Source organism: Exiguobacterium chiriqhucha RW-2 (assembly GCF_000416965.1).
GTDB lineage: Bacteria > Bacillota > Bacilli > Exiguobacteriales > Exiguobacteriaceae > Exiguobacterium > Exiguobacterium chiriqhucha.
On the sequence record NZ_ATCL01000020.1, the window covers coordinates 120,968 to 137,575 of the forward strand.

Genomic DNA, 16,608 nt, shown 5'->3' on the forward strand with positions numbered 1-16,608 from the left:
ATGAAAAAACGGCTCGGCGAGATGCTCGTCGAGGCGGGAATCATCACGCAAGGCCAGCTCGACGAAGCGCTCGCACAAAAGCGGACCGGGGAAAAGCTCGGGGACGCGCTCATGCGATTGAATTATTTGACCGAGACACAACTGATTCAAGTGCTTCACGAACAGTTGAACGTGCCGGTCATTTCATTATATTCAGAAGACATCAACGTGACCGTGACGAAACTCGTCCCGAAAGTCATCGCCCAAAAACATGACATCATGCCGATTTCGTTACAAGGGAACACCCTGTTCATCGCGACGGCGGACCCGCTTGACTTGATTGCCATCGATGACGTCCGGCTTCAGACCGGGATGAACATCGAGGTCGGGATCGCCACACGCGAACAGATTCGCAAAACGATTGGCCGCTATTACGAGATGGACGCGTCACTCATCGAGATTTTAAAAGAAGAAGCGCCGGAACTCGAACGCGAGGAGACGGCGTCACGAGATGACGCACCAGTCATCCGTCTCGTCAATCAGCTCTTCTTGAGCGCCATCGACCAACGAGCCTCAGATATCCACTTCGACCCGCACGAGAAGCAGTTGCACGTGCGCCTTCGGGTCGACGGTGATTTACGAACCGAAGCGACTTATCCGAAGAAGATTCAAAGTGTCATGCTGACACGGCTCAAGGTCATGAGTAACCTAGACATCACCGAGAGCCGCTTGCCACAGGATGGGCGCATTAAATATACGCTTCGGGGCCGCCCGTACGACTTCCGCGTCTCGACGCTCCCGACGATGTATGGCGAGAAAATCGTCATCCGGGTGCTCGATTCCTCGGAAGGGTTGACCGATTTGACGAAACTCGACTTCGGCGACGAGAACGAGGCGGTGTACCGCGACATGTTGAAACGGCCGAACGGGATTATCCTCATCACCGGGCCGACCGGATCAGGGAAATCGTCGACGCTCTATGCGTCGCTGCGCGAACTGAACGATGAATCGAAGAACATCATCACGGTCGAGGACCCGGTCGAGTATCAGCTCGACGGCATCAACCAAGTCCAAGTCAACGCCAAGGTCGGCTTGACGTTCGCGTCGGGTCTGCGCTCGATTTTGCGACAAGATCCGAACATCGTCATGGTCGGGGAAATCCGGGACACCGAGACGGCCGAGATTGCCATCCGGGCATCATTGACCGGTCACTTGGTGTTATCGACACTACATACGAACTCGGCCATCAGCTCGATCACTCGCTTGATTGACATGGGGGTCGAACCGTTCCTTGTCGCCGCCTCGACATCAGGACTGGTCGCCCAGCGGCTCGTCCGTCGCGTCTGTCGGGACTGCGGGCACGAACAGCCGGTGTCGAAACGGGAACAGGAACTGTTTGCCGCTGAAGGTGTCCCGGTCGACCGAATCATGCGCGGCAACGGCTGTGCCTCGTGTAATTTCACGGGATACCGTGGACGGCTCGCCATCCATGAGGTTGTGCCGATTGATGAGGGATTGCGCCGGTTGATTATGAACCAAGCGACGGAGGCCGAGATGGTCGCCTATGCGAAAGCACAAGGCGTCCGCTTCCTCCTCGCCGATGGACTTGAGAAAGTCGCACTCGGACTGACGAACACCGAAGAGATATTGAGAACAGTGATAACGGAGTGAGCCTATGATCCATCAGTCGATTGAAGTGATTTTAACGAAAGCGGTCGAACAACGCGCCTCGGACATCCATTTGACCGCCGGCTCGCCGCCGATCATCCGGGTCGACGGCAGCCTCATCACGATGGGTGACGAGAAAGTGTTGCCGCTCCATATCGAGAGCTATTTGAAAGAGATTATGACCGAAGAGATGCGGGGCCGTCTCGAGATGCAGCGCGACCTCGACTTCTCGTTCGGGGTTCCGCGCGTATCGCGGTTCCGCGTCAACGCCTATTATCAACGGGGCACGGTCGCCATCGCGTTCCGGTCCATTTCCGGGGAAATCCCGACGATGAACGAGCTCGATTTGCCGCAAGTGTTAAAACGGTTGATTGAGAAACCATACGGGCTCATCCTTGTCACGGGTCCGACCGGGTCAGGGAAGTCGACGACACTCGCCGCGATGATTCATGAGATTAACCGCACGCAGCGCAAGCGCATCATCACGCTCGAAGATCCGATTGAGTATTTGCACTCGCACGACCAGAGCATCGTCGACCAGCGTGAGATTGGCTCCGACGTCATGAAGTTCGTCGACGGTCTCCGGGCCGCGCTCCGTCAAGACCCGGACGTCATCTTGCTCGGTGAGATGCGTGACCTCGAAACGATATCGACGGCGATGACGGCTGCCGAGACGGGGCACCTCGTCATGGCGACGCTCCACACGTCGAGCGCGATGTCGACTGTCAGCCGTGTCATCGACGCGTTCCCGGCCGAGCAACAGGACCAGATTCGGACCCAGCTCGCCAACGTCCTGCTCGGTGTCGTCAGTCAGCGCTTGTTCCCGCGCGTCGACGTGCCGAAAGGTCGTGTCGCCGCGATGGAGATTATGATTGGCAATCCGGCCGTCGCCAACTTGATTCGGAACGAGAAGGAGTTCCAACTCCCGACCGTCATCCAGACGAACCGGCAGAACGGGATGCAGACGATGGACATGGCGATCGAACAGCTCGTCCGTCAAGGCGTCATCAACCCGAACGCCGTACCAAATGAAGAGAGGTGACTGAATGGCCATCTTCCAATACGAAGGTAAACTGCTGAACGGGAAGCGTAAGAAAGGGCGGGTCACCGCCGTCTCGCTCCGGGAGGCGAAAGAAAAGCTGCGCCAAGAATCGATTCTCGTCACCGAGCTCGCTGAACTCGAGTCGACCGGACTGAATAAAGAAGTGAACTTGCTCCCCGAGCGAGTCAAGATTGAACATTTGATTATGTACGTGCGCCAGTTCGCGACGCTCATCCGGGCCGGCGTGCCAATTGTTCGGGCGACGTCCATCTTGCGCGTCCAGACCGAGTCGAAAGTGTTGAAGAAGACGCTCAGCCAAGTCGAGGACGATTTGCGCGAAGGGATCGCTTTCTCGGAGGCGATCAAGAAGCATCCGCGCGTGTTCTCGAACTTCTTCAGCTCGATGGCACTTGCGGGTGAGGCGAGCGGGAACTTGGAGGAGGCGCTCGACCAAATCGGGCTCCAGCTCCAAAAACAATATGACGTCAAACGGAAAGTCATCTCAGCGTTGACGTATCCGCTTGTCGTCTCAATTGTCGCCATCGGCGTTGTCGCCTTCCTCATGGTGAACGTCGTCCCGACGTTCGCGAGCATCTTCGGACAGCTCGGTGGGGAACTGCCGCTCATCACGCGTATCGTCGTCGCCGTATCCGATTTCGTCGCCTCCTATTGGTGGCTCATCTTCGGTGGTGCCCTCATCGCCTTGCTTATCTTCACTTGGATGTTGAAGCGTGATAAGGAGCGATACGTCATTGATGGACTGCTGTTGAAGATGCCGATTTTTGGGCCTATCGTCCTAAAGTCTCAAATCGCGTTACTGACGAGAAGTTTGGCCGTCTTGCTTCAAGCGGCGGTCCCGATTTTATCGGCGATTGAGATCACCGAGAAGATCGTCTCGAACCGTGTCATCCGTAAAGGTCTTGCTCAAGCACGCAAGATGATGGCACAAGGAATTCCACTCCATGAACCGCTCGAACGGAACGATAGCTTTCCACCGCTCATGACGCAAATGATTGCGGTCGGCGAGGAGAGCGGGGATTTGGACTCGATGTTGAACGAGGTCGCGGAGTTTTATGAGACCGAGGTCGAGACGACGACAGACCGCCTGAAATCAATCATCGAGCCGCTGTTGATCGTCGTCTTGGCGAGCATCGTCGGGGTCATCGTTATCGCGATTGTCGTCCCGATGTTCCAAATTTATGGCGATATCCAAAATCAGTAGAAACTTTTTATTTATTTGCAGATTTGTATCTTTTCAATCCTATTTTTTGAATGTATAGTAAAATTGTTCTACTTATTATTAGGTCAAAGGTAATGCATGCAGCACACAACACAGCAAAACACACAAAAGGGGAGAATGAATCATGTTAGAGAAAATGAAAATGATTTGGCAAGATGCCAAACAATTGAAAGATGAGCGCGGACTCACACTCGTCGAGTTGCTCGTCGTCGTCGTTATCTTGGGGATTATCGCAGCAATCGCCGTTGTCGCAATCGGTGGAATTATCGAGAACTCGAAGAAGGATGCGATGGTTGCCGATGCGAAGCAGATGGTGAGTGCGGCGAAACTATATACTGCGTCAAATCCGGTTTCTGCTGAAACTACTATGAAATTTGCAGGCAGTACAGGAACGGTTGATGGTACTCAATATGTTGACAATTTAAAAGATCCATTTACTGATAACTCTACTTATACAACTGCTTATGTAACAATTAAACCAGCAACAAGTGGTAAATATACTTATGCTGTAAATGTTGTAGGAAGTAAATTTACTTTAGCAGCAGATAATGAGTCAGCAGTTAAGAAAGCAACTCTTTCTACTACACAAAGCGCAGGTACGGGCACTGGTACTGGCGGAAATTAATTTATTCTTCCGGCTGGCGCTGGGCACTCGCTCAGCCTAGCCGGTTTTCTTTTTTTGGCATATACTTACAAGTAAGGAAGTGACCTTGATTGGTTGAACTTATTGGACTCATTTATAGCCTCGTCCTCGGGGCCGTCATCACGTCATTCACGAACGTCGTCGGGCTCCGCGTGCCACGCAAACAGTCCATCGTCACACCGCGCTCGCACTGTCCGTCATGTGGACACGTCTTATCCGCTTGGGAACTGATTCCGGTCTTCGGTTACGTGTTCCTGCGCGGGAAATGCCGCGGCTGTGGCGGGCGGATCGCGCCGACGTACCCGCTGTTTGAACTGCTCGGAGCGGTCGGTTACGCCTATAGCTTCTGGCTGTATGGCTTTAGCCTCACGACGCTTCTCGCCTTCGTCTTCTTATCGACGCTCCTCGCCTTGGCGATGTCGGATTTGTCGACGATGCTCGTCCCGAACGTGATTCTCATGTTCACGGCACCGATCCTCATGTTGCTCGCCTATAGCGCGGGTGTGGTCTGGTGGAGCCCGATTGCCGGGGCTGCACTCGGTTTCGCTGTCCTCGCCACCGTTTTTTTCGTCTCCAAGGGGGGACTTGGGGCCGGCGATGTCAAACTATTTACAGTAATCGGGCTCGTCCTCGGGCCGCGCGACGTCCTCGTCGCACTCTTTTTATCGAGCTTGATTGGCGCGATCGTCGGATTGACGCTCATCGGCTTGAAACGGATGAATCGCAAACAGCCGATTCCGTTCGTGCCGTCGATCGCACTCGGCACGATGCTGACGTTTTGGTTCAGCGAACGCTTCTTTGATTGGTATTTTGATTTGATGTAGGGGGAAACCAGCATGAGCCGGTCTATAGAGAAAGGAACGGTCGCGTATTTCTCGTTCGATGCGCTCAGCATCCACGGGGCCGTGATTAAACAAGGCGTGTTCAAGCGTAGCGCCTCCGTCCAATTGGCGAAAGGCGCCTACGTGGGGGGACGGATTGAAGACGAGAACGCATTCGGTCTCGCCTTCGATGAACTGTGCCGTAAACTGAAAGTACGAAAAGGGATGGTCTGTGCCGTCGATATGGCCGAGACCGAAGTGTTGTCCCGTAAAGTCGAGATTCCATCGACGATTCCGAAAGATGAGATTCGCGGCTATCTGTTCATGGAGATCGGCAGCTCGATCATCTTGCCGTTCGACGACGTCGCCTTCGACTACGAGGTGCTCGGCGAGACGGACACGAAGACCGAGGTCATGCTCCACGCCGTCTCGGTCGATTTGACGAAAGCCATCCGCGCTTACATGAAAAAACGAGGATTCCAATTGAAGAAAATCGTTCCACGCCCGGTCGCGATTGCGAACGGCGTGAGCCGACTCGAGACACTCGACCCGCTCAAATCGACGCTCCTCTGGCACGTGACACCGTTCGCGCACCAGTTGCTCGTTCTCGAGGAAGGGCAAGTCCGGTTCATCCGGGCCATCGAGACCGACCTCCCGTACCGCGCCGAGACGACGGATGGAATCATCACGTATACATATAGCGGCTCGAAGGAGACGCTTGCGACGCAGACGGACGAGTGGTTGAACGAACTCGCACGCTTCCTCGACTTCTATCGCTACTCGCTCCGGACGGACGGACGTCCGATTGACGAGTTGCTCGTCTCGGGGACGGTTCCGAACCTCGACGACCTCGTCCGGACGATTGAAAGCGAGGCGATGGTGCCGGTCAAACGCATCGACGACCCGCTCCCGCTCTCTCACGCGACACCGTTGTCGCACCAGATGTTGCCGCTCCTCGGAATGGCGACGCTCGACAAAGAGCACGACGCCAACTTCATCAACTCGACCGATGTGACACTCCGGTGGCCGATTATCGCGAGCCTGCTCGCGCTGTTGATTGGCGGCGGGGCGACCGGTTACTTGTTCTATGAAGTGAACGAATTGAAGCAGAACGAGGCTCAGATCGAAGAACAGTTGCAGCTCGTTCGCATCTATCAGACCGAGCAAGTGAACTCGAAGGGGCAGCAAGTCCTATCGCTCGACCAGACGGTGACGGCGCTCACGGCCGAAGAGAAGTTGGCCGTGCCAGCACTACGGGCCTTGACGGAACAACTGCCACCGACGGGCTACGTGTTGACGTATAACTACGCCGACGGTTCGCTGATGAGCGTGCGCACCCAGTTCGAGACGCTCGCCGATTTGAATGTGTTCCAACGCTCGCTCTTGAACGACGTACGGTTTGAGAACGTCAAACTGCTCGGCGTGACGACCGAGACGAAAGCGGAGACGGAACAGGAAGAGACGGATACCGAAACGGATTCGACGCTGTCGCCGAGTGTGCTCGATTCGACAGACGAACCGCTCCCACGGTACATCGGCGAGTTCACCTTCACGTTCATCGATGCCGAACCGGAGACGCCGGAAGGGGAGAGCCCAGATGGTGAGACACCGGACGGCGAGACGGAAGAGACGACCGATGAGGAGGTGGTGAGCGAATGAAACGCTCGACGATTTATTTGATTTTCACAATCTGTTTGTTCGCGGCCATCGCCGTACCTTCTTATTTCGGTTACCAGTATTTCATCCACCAAGGCAACGTCAAGTCGCTCGAACGGGAACTGTCGCTCGAACAGACGAAGCTCGAACTGTTGCGCCAAGAAGGCGAAGTCGTCGACGTCGCCGATTCGCAGCGCCTGCAGACGCGTGTCCCGACCGAAGCAGCCCTCGACACGGTCGTCGAGACGCTGTCCCAGGCGAGCCAACTGTCTGACGTTCGCGTGACGAGCATCGCTTTCGCCGACGGCATCATCGCTGAATCGGAAGTACCAGAAGACATCGACGAGCCAGAACCGAACGATGTGAGTGCGACGGCTGAACCGGTCGAACCGGTTGAAATCACGCCGGTCAACGCCTCATCGGTCCGCTCGACGGTGTCGCTCCAAGCGGACACGTACGAGTCGCTCGTCCTGTTCCTTGAGTCGGTCGAGTCGATGAACCGGATTCACATCTTGCGCACGGTCCAATTTACTGGACCTACGGAGACGGGACCGAACACGACCGAGACGGTTGAGCCGCTCGACTTCACGGTCGAACTCGACGCGTTCTATCGCCCGGACCTCGATCAACTCGTCGAAGACCGCTACGTACCGGCTCAGACGTTCACACCGAAAGACATCCCGGTGTACGACTATACGACACCGTGACCTCACGTCCCTTCGAAAAGAAGGGGCGTTTTTTTGAGGCGTCTTGGATTGTAAACGCCTGCCCGTTTGCCTACAATCGACAGTGAAGTGTGATACGGAAAAGAAGCCCGTTACGCACATATGGAAGGAGTCGTTACAATGAAACCAACACAGAAACGTGTCATCCTCGCCTCGATGTCGCCACGGCGGACCGAGCTGTTGAGCCAGGCCGGGATCAGTCATGAGGTTATCCCATCTAACGTCATCGAAGGAACGAACGGACGGGAACATCCGGAAGAGTACGTCGGACGCCTCGCCCGCGAGAAAGCGATGGACGTCGCCCGCGACAACCGCGACGCCATCGTCATCGGCTCGGATACGGTCGTCGTCTTAGACGGGACGATTTTAGAGAAGCCGAAAGACCGTGACGACGCGCGGGACATGCTGCAACGGCTTTCGGGAGCGACGCATGAAGTGCTCACCGGCGTCAGCATCATCGGCCCCGAGCGACAGGACTTGTTCGTCACGACGACGCACGTCACGTTCATCGACATCCCGGACGCGTGGCTCGACGGCTACCTCGATTCAACGGAGCCTTATGACAAGGCCGGTGCCTATGGGATTCAAGGGTCGGGCGGTCTGTTCGTCGAACGGCTCGAAGGAGACTTTTATAACGTCGTCGGTCTACCAATCCGTCCACTCGTCGAGACGCTCGAACGACACGGGGTATCGCCGCGCTTTCTGTGAATGAAGCGAAAGTTGGTGAAGGAATGACCATGGTGCTCGACCGAAGTGTTGAATCCGCGATCGCCCGGCTGCTCCAAATCGGGGGCAGGGGTGGCGACCCGCACGAGACGGCCCGACGGCTGTCCGACGTATATCCGACGCTCCGGGCGCTGTCGCAGGCGTCTGTGAGCGACCTCTGTCAAATCGAGGGCATGACGAAGAAGAAAGCCGAGCAGTTGCTCGCGGCGTTTGCAATCGGTCTCCGTTACGTCGAGGAACCGAAAATGGAGACGCCGACGATTCGTTCGCCGCAGGACGCCTATGAACTGCTTCGTGATGAACTCCGACTGTTGAATCAGGAACATTTCATTTGCCTGTATTTGAACACGAAGAACCAGCTCATCGCCCGGAAGACGCTGTTCGTCGGTGGGCTCAATTCATCGATCGTCCATCCGCGCGACGTGTTCCGGGAGGCGCTCAAACTGTCGGCGGCGTGCTTCATCGCCGTGCACAATCATCCGAGCGGGGACGCGACACCGAGCCGGGAAGACATCGAGGTGTCGGAACGGCTCGTCGAGGCGGGCCATATCGTCGGCATCGCTTGTCTCGACCACGTCATCATCGGGGAGGACCATTACGTCAGCATGAAGCAACGGGGATATATGAATGGATGAAGAATGGAGAGCAGGCATAGACATGTCTGCTTTTTGTTTTTCTAAAGCTGACGCGACTGTATGATGTTCTGAAGTTACATTAGGTCTTCATTCTTTAAATCCCTTAATAGAATTTTATAGTGTAGTTAAGTAGTAATAAGTTTTATACAATAAATAGAGATATAGTTATTGGAACAACGTAATTGAAAGGAGCTAAAGATGGAAACAAAACGTATTTCATTACTCAAAGAAAAAAATGAGTTTCCCATTATATTTATTGGGGCAGGAATGTCTAAAAGATTTCTAAAAGGCTATCCTTCATGGGAAGAATTATTAGAAAGACTCTGGAAAGAGGCATTAGAAGATAATTTTTATGGGAAGCTAAATCTTATAAGGGATGAAATATTAGGGGAAAAGCATGATATTGAAAGCCGAGAATTAAATCATCTTATCAATATAAAAATGGGCACGATTATAGAATCGAAGTTTAATAGTCTCTTTTATAACGAAAAAATTTTGATTGATGGATTTACTACCAGAGAGGCTTACCATCAGAAAATTTCTCCACTGAAAGTAAGAATCTCTCAGTTATTCGCTACAGGTGAATTGATTACAGGAAAAGAAAACGAATATGAGATGTTTAAAAAAATGTTAGCAAAATCTCAGATAATATTAACGACGAATTATGATGACTTTATTGAGAAGTCTTATAATGAATCTAGCCCTGTTCCAATCACCAAATTTATAGGTCAAAAAGGTTTTTTCAGTGAGAACTTTGGTTACTCTGAACTTTTCAAATTACATGGTTGTATCGAAGTGCCAGCGGATATAATTTTGTCTGAAAAGGACTATGAGAAATTTGACAAGAATTCCAATCTAATTAGCGCAAAAGTTATTTCGCTAATGTTGAAATCACCTATTATATTTTTAGGATATTCACTAACGGATTTAAATGTCAGAAAGATAATCAAAGATTTAACATCATCTTTAAATGAAGCCGAACTAGAAATATTAGAAAAAAGAATGATTTTGATTGAAAGAAAAGAAGGAGAACAATCATTTGAAGAAATAACTATAAACGATTCAGATTTAGGTTGTAAATTATCAGTAATAAGAACGGATAATTACGCTAAAATATTTGAGGAGATTTCAAAGATAAATCAGGGTCTAGCTCCTTCAGAGGTGAGAAGATATTATCATGTTATGAGAGAGTTAGTAGTTGATCGTGGTAAGAAAGGGGCTTTAAAATCATTACTGATTGCACCAGAGGGTCTTGAATCGATTTCAAAAAATATTGAGAATAGTAATGTCGTAATTGGATTTGGAGATGATAAGTATATCTTCCAAATTCCTGATTTGATTACTTACTGCTATGATTACATTTCTGAAAGTTTTGAAATAAACACTGACATTTCTCTGAGGTTCATTCTTTTGCAAAATGGCAATGCGAGGATACCTGCTTCGTATTATTTAAAAGATGAATTAATAGACAGTAGTACATTACATCCAACTGAAAAACAGAAATTGTTACAAAGAAAAGAACGACTGATTGACTTTAAGAAGCATTATGACGCTGTTATTACTTCTCAGGTAATCCTTCATGATGCGAGAAACTTAAATCAAATCATTTCGTTAGCTAAATCCAAATTGGTAAATCAAGACAAGGTGTACGAAACAATCTCATCAAATATCAATCGATTAAACATGAACGAGGTAAAGGATTATATTCTAAATATTCTGGATGAGAAAAGAGTAAGCGGAGATATTCACTTGAGTACCCCACTAAGAAGACTTATATTACTTTATGATTTGAAAAAAAACTATTAAAAAACAGAAAGGGGAAAGACGCCTAACCGCATAAGCGATTGCCATCTTTCCCAACGTTTCTAAATAAAATATACAATAAAATAACGTTACAAACAATAAAAAAGTTGCATTTTTGCAAGGAACTTAAAAAGGTAGATACTAAATAGGGTTGTTAGATTCTCGAAGATATTTCTTGAAGCGGCGATGATTGTAGTACTCGATTTAGCGCTCGAATTCCTCTACCTCAGAAAATTCGAGGGGATGGGCAACGTCTAACAAAAATTGAGCACTCATCTATTACTACAACTATCGATGTATCAAAAAACATCTAAAAATCTGAGTTCGGTGTAATAATAAATTCAGATCCTTGAGGTTGCCGGACAAATCAATCAATGTCTAACTTATTTGTAGCATTTCATACTTCTTAGGTTTTCATTTTTGAAAAAAGTCTATCTTGCAACCTGAAACACCACATTATATAAAGTTAAAGTAATTTTTTATAATAAGCTTTTAGACATTGGATTTTATATTATAAATAATAAGGAATGTTAAAAGAATATATGAGGCCATTGTTAGGTATTTAGGTACCTTAAAAAGGAACTCGCTACGACATGAAGTAATTAAAGTTAACCTAAATTTCATGTCCAATTATTTGGTGATGATGATTACATGGGGGTAATGTGGTTGGCAGTAATCTATTTTATGTTTTTTATAGTCACATTAGTGGCTGCTCTAATTTTGGTTACTTTAATTTTAACAATAAAATCAAAACCGAAAAGTGCGAGAATAATAGAAATAGTTGGTTATGTACTTTTAATCGTCTCAATCATATGGACAATTATTGTAAATCTAACTACTGAAATGTCGGCTGACAGTGATCTATTACGTTTAGATGAAAAATTAAATGTTATATGGTCGTTTGAAGGTGACAAAAAAGATTATATTTACAATAATAACTCTGACGATTTATCACAAGATTATAAACTACTTCATGAACATTGGACCGGTCCAGTGTTTGATGATACGTTAGTAAAGATGCAGTATAAAATTGTTAAATATATCAGTTATGGACTATTTGCACTTTCCACCTTATTTATTTCAGCGGGTAGACTAAGCGAATTGTTAATGGTTCATCCAGATAAGTCTAGTACTAGAAAGTATCCTAAGTACAAAAGGAATAAACGCAGCAAAAGAATTAGAAAATTTAAGTTGTAGTAATTTAGCCTGTTGACTAACCAAATCACATGTTTGATTTGGTTAGTTTTTTTGTATGTTCAATGAAATCCAGGTTCTCTGCTCAATAAAAATAGAAAATCTAAACAAATGGTATTTTCGACAAGTGTTCCTTTTCTCTCCTATTTGTTACAAGGGGATGCTGTAATATAGTTTTCGACACGAACATATATCGAACTTAATGTAAATTAGGCGTAAATGCCTTTGCTTTTCTTGTGTCTGAAGGAGTCACTCATCGTGTTGTCGAACACCGAGAGTATACGTTTACATACGACCTACGAAGAGGGAATGTGATCAGACATGAATGAAGAGACTATTTATAGCGAGCTTGATTTGAAAGTGATTTTGACAGATATCAAAAACCGAGCGACGAATCTGGAAGAGTTAGACGAAACTAGGCTTATCCAATCCATGCTCCATCACATTGGCTCGACGGATCCTGAACTTCGAGATCAGTTGATTTACACGTTATTCTATCGATTCATCATCGAAGACGATCACCTGACGAACGAACAATTGACGGATATGCTCCACACGACGCTCAAATACCACTTGTTCCACGGTATCGGTGAGACGGCATCGGACACCGTCTTCACGCGGGCGTTCTCGACGCTGTTGATCGCCTTGATCGTGTATCAAGACCGCCAGCAAAGATTTTTATCGGAGACGGACATCGACATGCTGATGGCGAAGCTGTTGGCCTATCTCGATTGTGAAATCGACACGAGAGGATACGTGCCCGAAAAAGGGTGGGCCCATTCCATCGCCCATGTGGCCGATGCGCTCGACGAGCTCGCGTTGCATCCATACCTCGACGAGACGGAGTTCGGCGAGATGCTCGAGGCGTTATGGAGCAAAGTGCTGATTCCAAACATCTATATACATGACGAGGATGAGCGGTTGCTGAATCCCATCTTCGCCTTGCTCGGGCGCGGGATGGACGAACTCGAGCTCATCGTTCTGTTAGAAGACTTGCCTGCCCGATTGAGCGCACAAAAACAGCAACTCGAGCCCGAACAGTATTGGCACGTCGTCCATAACGTGAAAACATTTTTGAAAAGCTTTTTTGTCAAACTGCATGAAACAGACCGACCGATGCTTCAAACGGCAGTGCTGCTCACCTTGAAAAATATGTGACGATTGCGAGAGAGAATCCAAGCAGGCGCTTTCACGCGCTTGCTTTTTGATTTGCCTTTTTGTCGAAAAGAAGGCACACTAATATACGGTGAGACAGGACTGAGATGAACGTTATTGTAAATAACCTGTAATCGAATGAACGTTTTCAAACATGATTTTTCCGTTATAATAAAAAATAGTGTAACCAAGAGAGGAGCAGCACGTATGTTTCGTAGTTTTAACCGAGAAATCGGAATCGACCTTGGAACGGCAAATACGCTCGTTTATGTAAAAGGTCAAGGCATCGTTGTTCGTGAACCGTCCGTAGTGGCGTTCCGTACAGATACAGGTAGAATTGAGGCCGTGGGTAACCAGGCCAAGGATATGATTGGACGTACGCCGGGTAACGTCACGGCACGCCGTCCGATGAAAGATGGGGTAATCGCCGACTTCGAAACGACAGCGACGATGATCAAATACTTCATGGAGCAAGCGCAGAAATCGAAGAGCGGTTTATTCTCATCGAAAACGAACGTCATGATCTGTGTGCCAAGCGGCATCACGTCAGTCGAAAAACGTGCCGTGGAAGACGCAGCCAAGCAAGCGGGCGCGCGTGAAGCGTACACAATTGAAGAACCGTTCGCGGCAGCAATCGGTGCCGGTCTCCCAGTTTGGGAACCGACAGGCTCGATGGTCGTGGATATCGGTGGCGGTACGACCGAAGTCGCAGTGATTTCACTCGGCGGCATCGTGACGAGCCAATCGATTCGTGTCGGCGGTGACGAAATGGATGACGCCATTATTCGTTACATCAAAAACAAATACAACCTCATGATCGGGGAGCGGACGTCAGAGACGCTCAAGATGGAAGTCGGTTCGGCTCGCATCGACGCTTCGAACGAAAATGAGAAAATGGAAATCCGTGGTCGCGATCTCGTGACAGGTCTTCCAAAACAAATCGAAGTCTCGGCTGCTGAAGTGTGTGAAGCACTCTCGGATACGGTCGAAGCGATTCTCGCAGGCGTGAAACAAACGCTCGAGCAGACGCCACCGGAACTTGCGGCTGACGTCATGGACCGCGGCATCGTCCTCACAGGCGGTGGAGCACTCCTTAAAAACTTGGATGACGTGATCTCAGATGAGACACACATCCCGACACTCGTCGCGGATGAGCCGCTCGATTGCGTCGCCATCGGGACAGGAAAATCTCTTGAAATGATGGACGTCCTCCGTTCAAAATCAGGCATCTCGTCGCGTCGATGAGTGGTGACACACGATGAGCCGGTTCGTACGGAATAAAAAGCTCATCATCACGCTGATCGGTATCATCTTATTCGTAGTGATTTTAGGGGTTTCGATTCGAGGACGGTCGGAATCCGCTTGGTACCAAGACGTCACGCGTGATGTGGTCGGAACGTTCCAACGGGTGTTCACGGTACCGATCGGCTGGATGGACAGTACCGTGTCCTCGATTTCGAACGTACGCGATATTTATGAAGAGAACCGTCAATTGAAACAACATTTGACGAAATACGCGGAAGTGTCGGTCGAAGCCGATGACCTGCGCCGCGAGAACGAAGAATTGCGGCAAATGGTCGAGGCGGCCGATACGTCGCTCCGTGACTTCGATTTGATTCCCGCCGAAGTGATCGGGCGCACGCCGAACGACTGGCAGCGCTACGTGACGATCAACGTCGGGGAAGAGCGCGGTGTCGAGAAAGGCATGGCCGTCACGGCCGCCGGCGGCATGGTCGGTCGCGTCATTCAAACGAGCGCCTACACGTCGCAAGTGCAACTCCTCTCGGACAACAACCGGACGAACAATGTCTCGGCCGTCGTCAAGGACGAGGACGGCAAAGCGACGTACGGGACGATTGACGGCTTCGACAGCGAGACGAACGAGCTCTTCTTCACGAAGGTCTCGAACAGCGTCAAGTTGAAAGAAGGCGAAATCGTGTCGACGTCAGGTCTCGGTGGCCGTTATCCGGCCGGTCTTGTCATCGGAACGGTCGAGTCGATCGAGACGGATGAATATGGCGTATCTCAAGTCGCCCGCATCAAACCAGAAGCGGACTTCAATGAGTTCTCGCAAATGTTCGTCATCAATCGAACGCTCGACGAACCGTTCTTGACGGGTCCCGAGGAAGGAGGAGCAGCGGGTGAGTAACATGAAAGTGTTCATCGCCCTGTTCCTCCTCTTTCTTATTGAAGGGACATGGGCCGCCATCTTCTCATGGCACTATGTGACGCCATTCTTGTATTTGACATTGATCGGCTTGATGTACGTCGGTTTGTATGGTCGCTTCGAGGCGGCGTTCGGATTCGGACTCGTCTTTGGACTGTTGTATGACATCGTCTATACCGACTTGCTCGGAATTTACTTATTTACTTTTTCACTCATTCCTCTCTTAGTCAGCTTCGTGTTAAAATATATAGGTGAGAACTTCTTCTCGGTCGTCATCACGTTCACGTTCATGATTCTCGTTTTTTCCTTCGGGATCTTTAGCGTCATGACGGCGGTCGGTGGGACGACCATGACCATTCAAACACTATTAGTTGAACAGATTCCAGGGACGCTCGTCGCCAACGCTGTCGCCATCGCATTGTTATACGTGCCGATGACCCGATACGTGGCGCCGCGACCTGTAGCGAAAAGAGGGTAGCCATGATGGAGCGTAAACGACATATTACGATAAAAGGACATCGCAACGGTATTGCAATCCACTTCAATCCACGGAGTGGCATCGATGAGGTGCTCGGAGAGCTTGAGGCCACGTTACAAGAAATGGAGCCGCCCTCTGGGAAGATTGCACTCAAATTGCACGCGGGTACTCGTTATTTAGACGAGGAGCTGTCACGTCAAATTCGTGAAGTCGTCGCTCGTCATGGCGTTTTTTATATCGAGGAGCTATCGAGCGAGGTCATGTTGACCGAAGAAGCGAAAGCGACCTACGGCAAAAAGACGTTCCACTACCATAGCGGGACGATTAGAAGCGGACAAGTGCTCGATTTCGATGGCTCGGTGCTCATTATCGGAGACATCAACCCCGGGTCCGAGGTTCGGGCGACGGGAAGTATCTATTGTTTAGGGACGATACGAGGAAATGTGCGTGCCGGTGTCGAAGGATGGGAGGAAGCGGTCATCACCGCCAGTCTGCTCCATCCGAAGTTTTTAGCGATCGGTGAACACGTGCTCGCGTCGGACGACGGCGAAGAGCTTCCGGAGATCGAGATGGGATGCGCATATCAGACGAATCAGGGTATTGAAATGACGCGTCTCCGTCAAGTCATGACTGGGCTGAAAGACGCATATGCAATGGAATTACAGAGAGGGTGAGT

16 protein-coding genes are annotated in these 16,608 nt (G+C 49.9%); all 16 read left to right on the plus strand.

Annotated features, from left to right (window positions below):
* The 16 genes from M467_RS24745 (at position 1) to M467_RS24820 (ending at position 16,606) form a co-directional block, all read left to right on the plus strand.
* Positions 1-1,650 (plus strand): GspE/PulE family protein, encoded by a 1,650-nt coding sequence (locus tag M467_RS24745; protein ID WP_021066865.1) that lies wholly within the window; start codon positions 1-3, stop codon positions 1,648-1,650.
* Positions 1,651-1,654: 4 nt separating this feature from the next.
* The gene (locus M467_RS24750; protein ID WP_021066866.1) at positions 1,655-2,689 is read left to right on the plus strand and encodes a type IV pilus twitching motility protein PilT; all 1,035 of its coding nucleotides are present in this window, start codon (positions 1,655-1,657) and stop codon (positions 2,687-2,689) included.
* A gap of 4 nt (positions 2,690-2,693) precedes the next feature.
* Positions 2,694-3,911 carry a type II secretion system F family protein gene (locus tag M467_RS24755; protein WP_021066867.1) on the plus strand — a complete coding sequence of 406 codons (1,218 nt, stop codon included), beginning with the start codon at positions 2,694-2,696 and terminating at the stop codon, positions 3,909-3,911.
* A 142-nt stretch (positions 3,912-4,053) separates the two neighbouring features.
* Positions 4,054-4,554 (plus strand): prepilin-type N-terminal cleavage/methylation domain-containing protein, encoded by a 501-nt coding sequence (locus tag M467_RS24760; RefSeq protein ID WP_021066868.1) that lies wholly within the window; start codon positions 4,054-4,056, stop codon positions 4,552-4,554.
* 89 nt (positions 4,555-4,643) lie between these two features.
* Positions 4,644-5,396, plus strand: a complete 753-nt coding sequence (locus M467_RS24765) for a prepilin peptidase (protein WP_021066869.1) — start codon at positions 4,644-4,646, stop codon at positions 5,394-5,396.
* Positions 5,397-5,408: 12 nt separating this feature from the next.
* Positions 5,409-7,052, plus strand: coding sequence for a pilus assembly protein PilM (gene pilM / locus M467_RS24770; protein ID WP_021066870.1), 1,644 nt, complete (start codon positions 5,409-5,411; stop codon positions 7,050-7,052).
* Positions 7,049-7,756 carry a hypothetical protein gene (locus M467_RS24775; RefSeq protein WP_021066871.1) on the plus strand — a complete coding sequence of 236 codons (708 nt, stop codon included), beginning with the start codon at positions 7,049-7,051 and terminating at the stop codon, positions 7,754-7,756. Before pilM ends, M467_RS24775 begins: the two co-directional genes overlap by 4 nt.
* A gap of 138 nt (positions 7,757-7,894) precedes the next feature.
* A complete protein-coding gene (locus M467_RS24780) occupies positions 7,895-8,482 on the plus strand; it encodes a Maf family protein (protein WP_021066872.1) in 588 nt (195 codons plus the stop codon).
* A 29-nt stretch (positions 8,483-8,511) separates the two neighbouring features.
* Positions 8,512-9,135: a RadC family protein gene (radC, locus tag M467_RS24785; protein WP_021066873.1), complete on the plus strand. Its 624-nt coding sequence runs from the start codon at positions 8,512-8,514 to the stop codon at positions 9,133-9,135.
* A 198-nt stretch (positions 9,136-9,333) separates the two neighbouring features.
* Positions 9,334-10,941: an SIR2 family protein gene (locus M467_RS24790; protein WP_021066874.1), complete on the plus strand. Its 1,608-nt coding sequence runs from the start codon at positions 9,334-9,336 to the stop codon at positions 10,939-10,941.
* Positions 10,942-11,604: 663 nt separating this feature from the next.
* Positions 11,605-12,135, plus strand: coding sequence for a hypothetical protein (locus M467_RS24795; RefSeq protein ID WP_144060664.1), 531 nt, complete (start codon positions 11,605-11,607; stop codon positions 12,133-12,135).
* Positions 12,136-12,453: 318 nt separating this feature from the next.
* Entirely contained in the window at positions 12,454-13,290 is an 837-nt protein-coding gene (locus tag M467_RS24800) for a DUF2785 domain-containing protein (RefSeq protein ID WP_021066876.1), read from the plus strand.
* 204 nt (positions 13,291-13,494) lie between these two features.
* Positions 13,495-14,532, plus strand: coding sequence for a rod shape-determining protein (locus M467_RS24805; RefSeq protein WP_021066877.1), 1,038 nt, complete (start codon positions 13,495-13,497; stop codon positions 14,530-14,532).
* 13 nt (positions 14,533-14,545) lie between these two features.
* The gene (mreC, locus tag M467_RS24810) at positions 14,546-15,436 is read left to right on the plus strand and encodes a rod shape-determining protein MreC (RefSeq protein WP_021066878.1); all 891 of its coding nucleotides are present in this window, start codon (positions 14,546-14,548) and stop codon (positions 15,434-15,436) included.
* Position 15,437: 1 nt separating this feature from the next.
* The gene (gene mreD / locus M467_RS24815) at positions 15,438-15,932 is read left to right on the plus strand and encodes a rod shape-determining protein MreD (RefSeq protein ID WP_052013683.1); all 495 of its coding nucleotides are present in this window, start codon (positions 15,438-15,440) and stop codon (positions 15,930-15,932) included.
* A 5-nt stretch (positions 15,933-15,937) separates the two neighbouring features.
* A complete protein-coding gene (locus M467_RS24820) occupies positions 15,938-16,606 on the plus strand; it encodes a septum site-determining protein MinC (RefSeq protein WP_021066880.1) in 669 nt (222 codons plus the stop codon).
* The last annotated feature ends 2 nt before the right edge of the window (positions 16,607-16,608 follow it).

What these genes read in the sequence shown, in the direction of transcription:
- mreC (WP_021066878.1), top strand. Translation starts at nt 14,546, where the DNA reads ATGAGCCGGTTCGTACGGAATAAAAAGCTCATCATCACGCTGATCGGT.
- M467_RS24820 (WP_021066880.1), top strand. Translation starts at nt 15,938, where the DNA reads ATGGAGCGTAAACGACATATTACGATAAAAGGACATCGCAACGGTATT.
- radC (WP_021066873.1), top strand. Translation starts at nt 8,512, where the DNA reads ATGGTGCTCGACCGAAGTGTTGAATCCGCGATCGCCCGGCTGCTCCAA.
- mreD (WP_052013683.1), top strand. Translation starts at nt 15,438, where the DNA reads ATGAAAGTGTTCATCGCCCTGTTCCTCCTCTTTCTTATTGAAGGGACA.
- M467_RS24750 (WP_021066866.1), top strand. Translation starts at nt 1,655, where the DNA reads ATGATCCATCAGTCGATTGAAGTGATTTTAACGAAAGCGGTCGAACAA.
- M467_RS24755 (WP_021066867.1), top strand. Translation starts at nt 2,694, where the DNA reads ATGGCCATCTTCCAATACGAAGGTAAACTGCTGAACGGGAAGCGTAAG.
- M467_RS24760 (WP_021066868.1), top strand. Translation starts at nt 4,054, where the DNA reads ATGTTAGAGAAAATGAAAATGATTTGGCAAGATGCCAAACAATTGAAA.
- M467_RS24780 (WP_021066872.1), top strand. Translation starts at nt 7,895, where the DNA reads ATGAAACCAACACAGAAACGTGTCATCCTCGCCTCGATGTCGCCACGG.
- M467_RS24800 (WP_021066876.1), top strand. Translation starts at nt 12,454, where the DNA reads ATGAATGAAGAGACTATTTATAGCGAGCTTGATTTGAAAGTGATTTTG.
- pilM (WP_021066870.1), top strand. Translation starts at nt 5,409, where the DNA reads ATGAGCCGGTCTATAGAGAAAGGAACGGTCGCGTATTTCTCGTTCGAT.
- M467_RS24790 (WP_021066874.1), top strand. Translation starts at nt 9,334, where the DNA reads ATGGAAACAAAACGTATTTCATTACTCAAAGAAAAAAATGAGTTTCCC.
- M467_RS24805 (WP_021066877.1), top strand. Translation starts at nt 13,495, where the DNA reads ATGTTTCGTAGTTTTAACCGAGAAATCGGAATCGACCTTGGAACGGCA.
- M467_RS24775 (WP_021066871.1), top strand. Translation starts at nt 7,049, where the DNA reads ATGAAACGCTCGACGATTTATTTGATTTTCACAATCTGTTTGTTCGCG.
- M467_RS24745 (WP_021066865.1), top strand. Translation starts at nt 1, where the DNA reads ATGAAAAAACGGCTCGGCGAGATGCTCGTCGAGGCGGGAATCATCACG.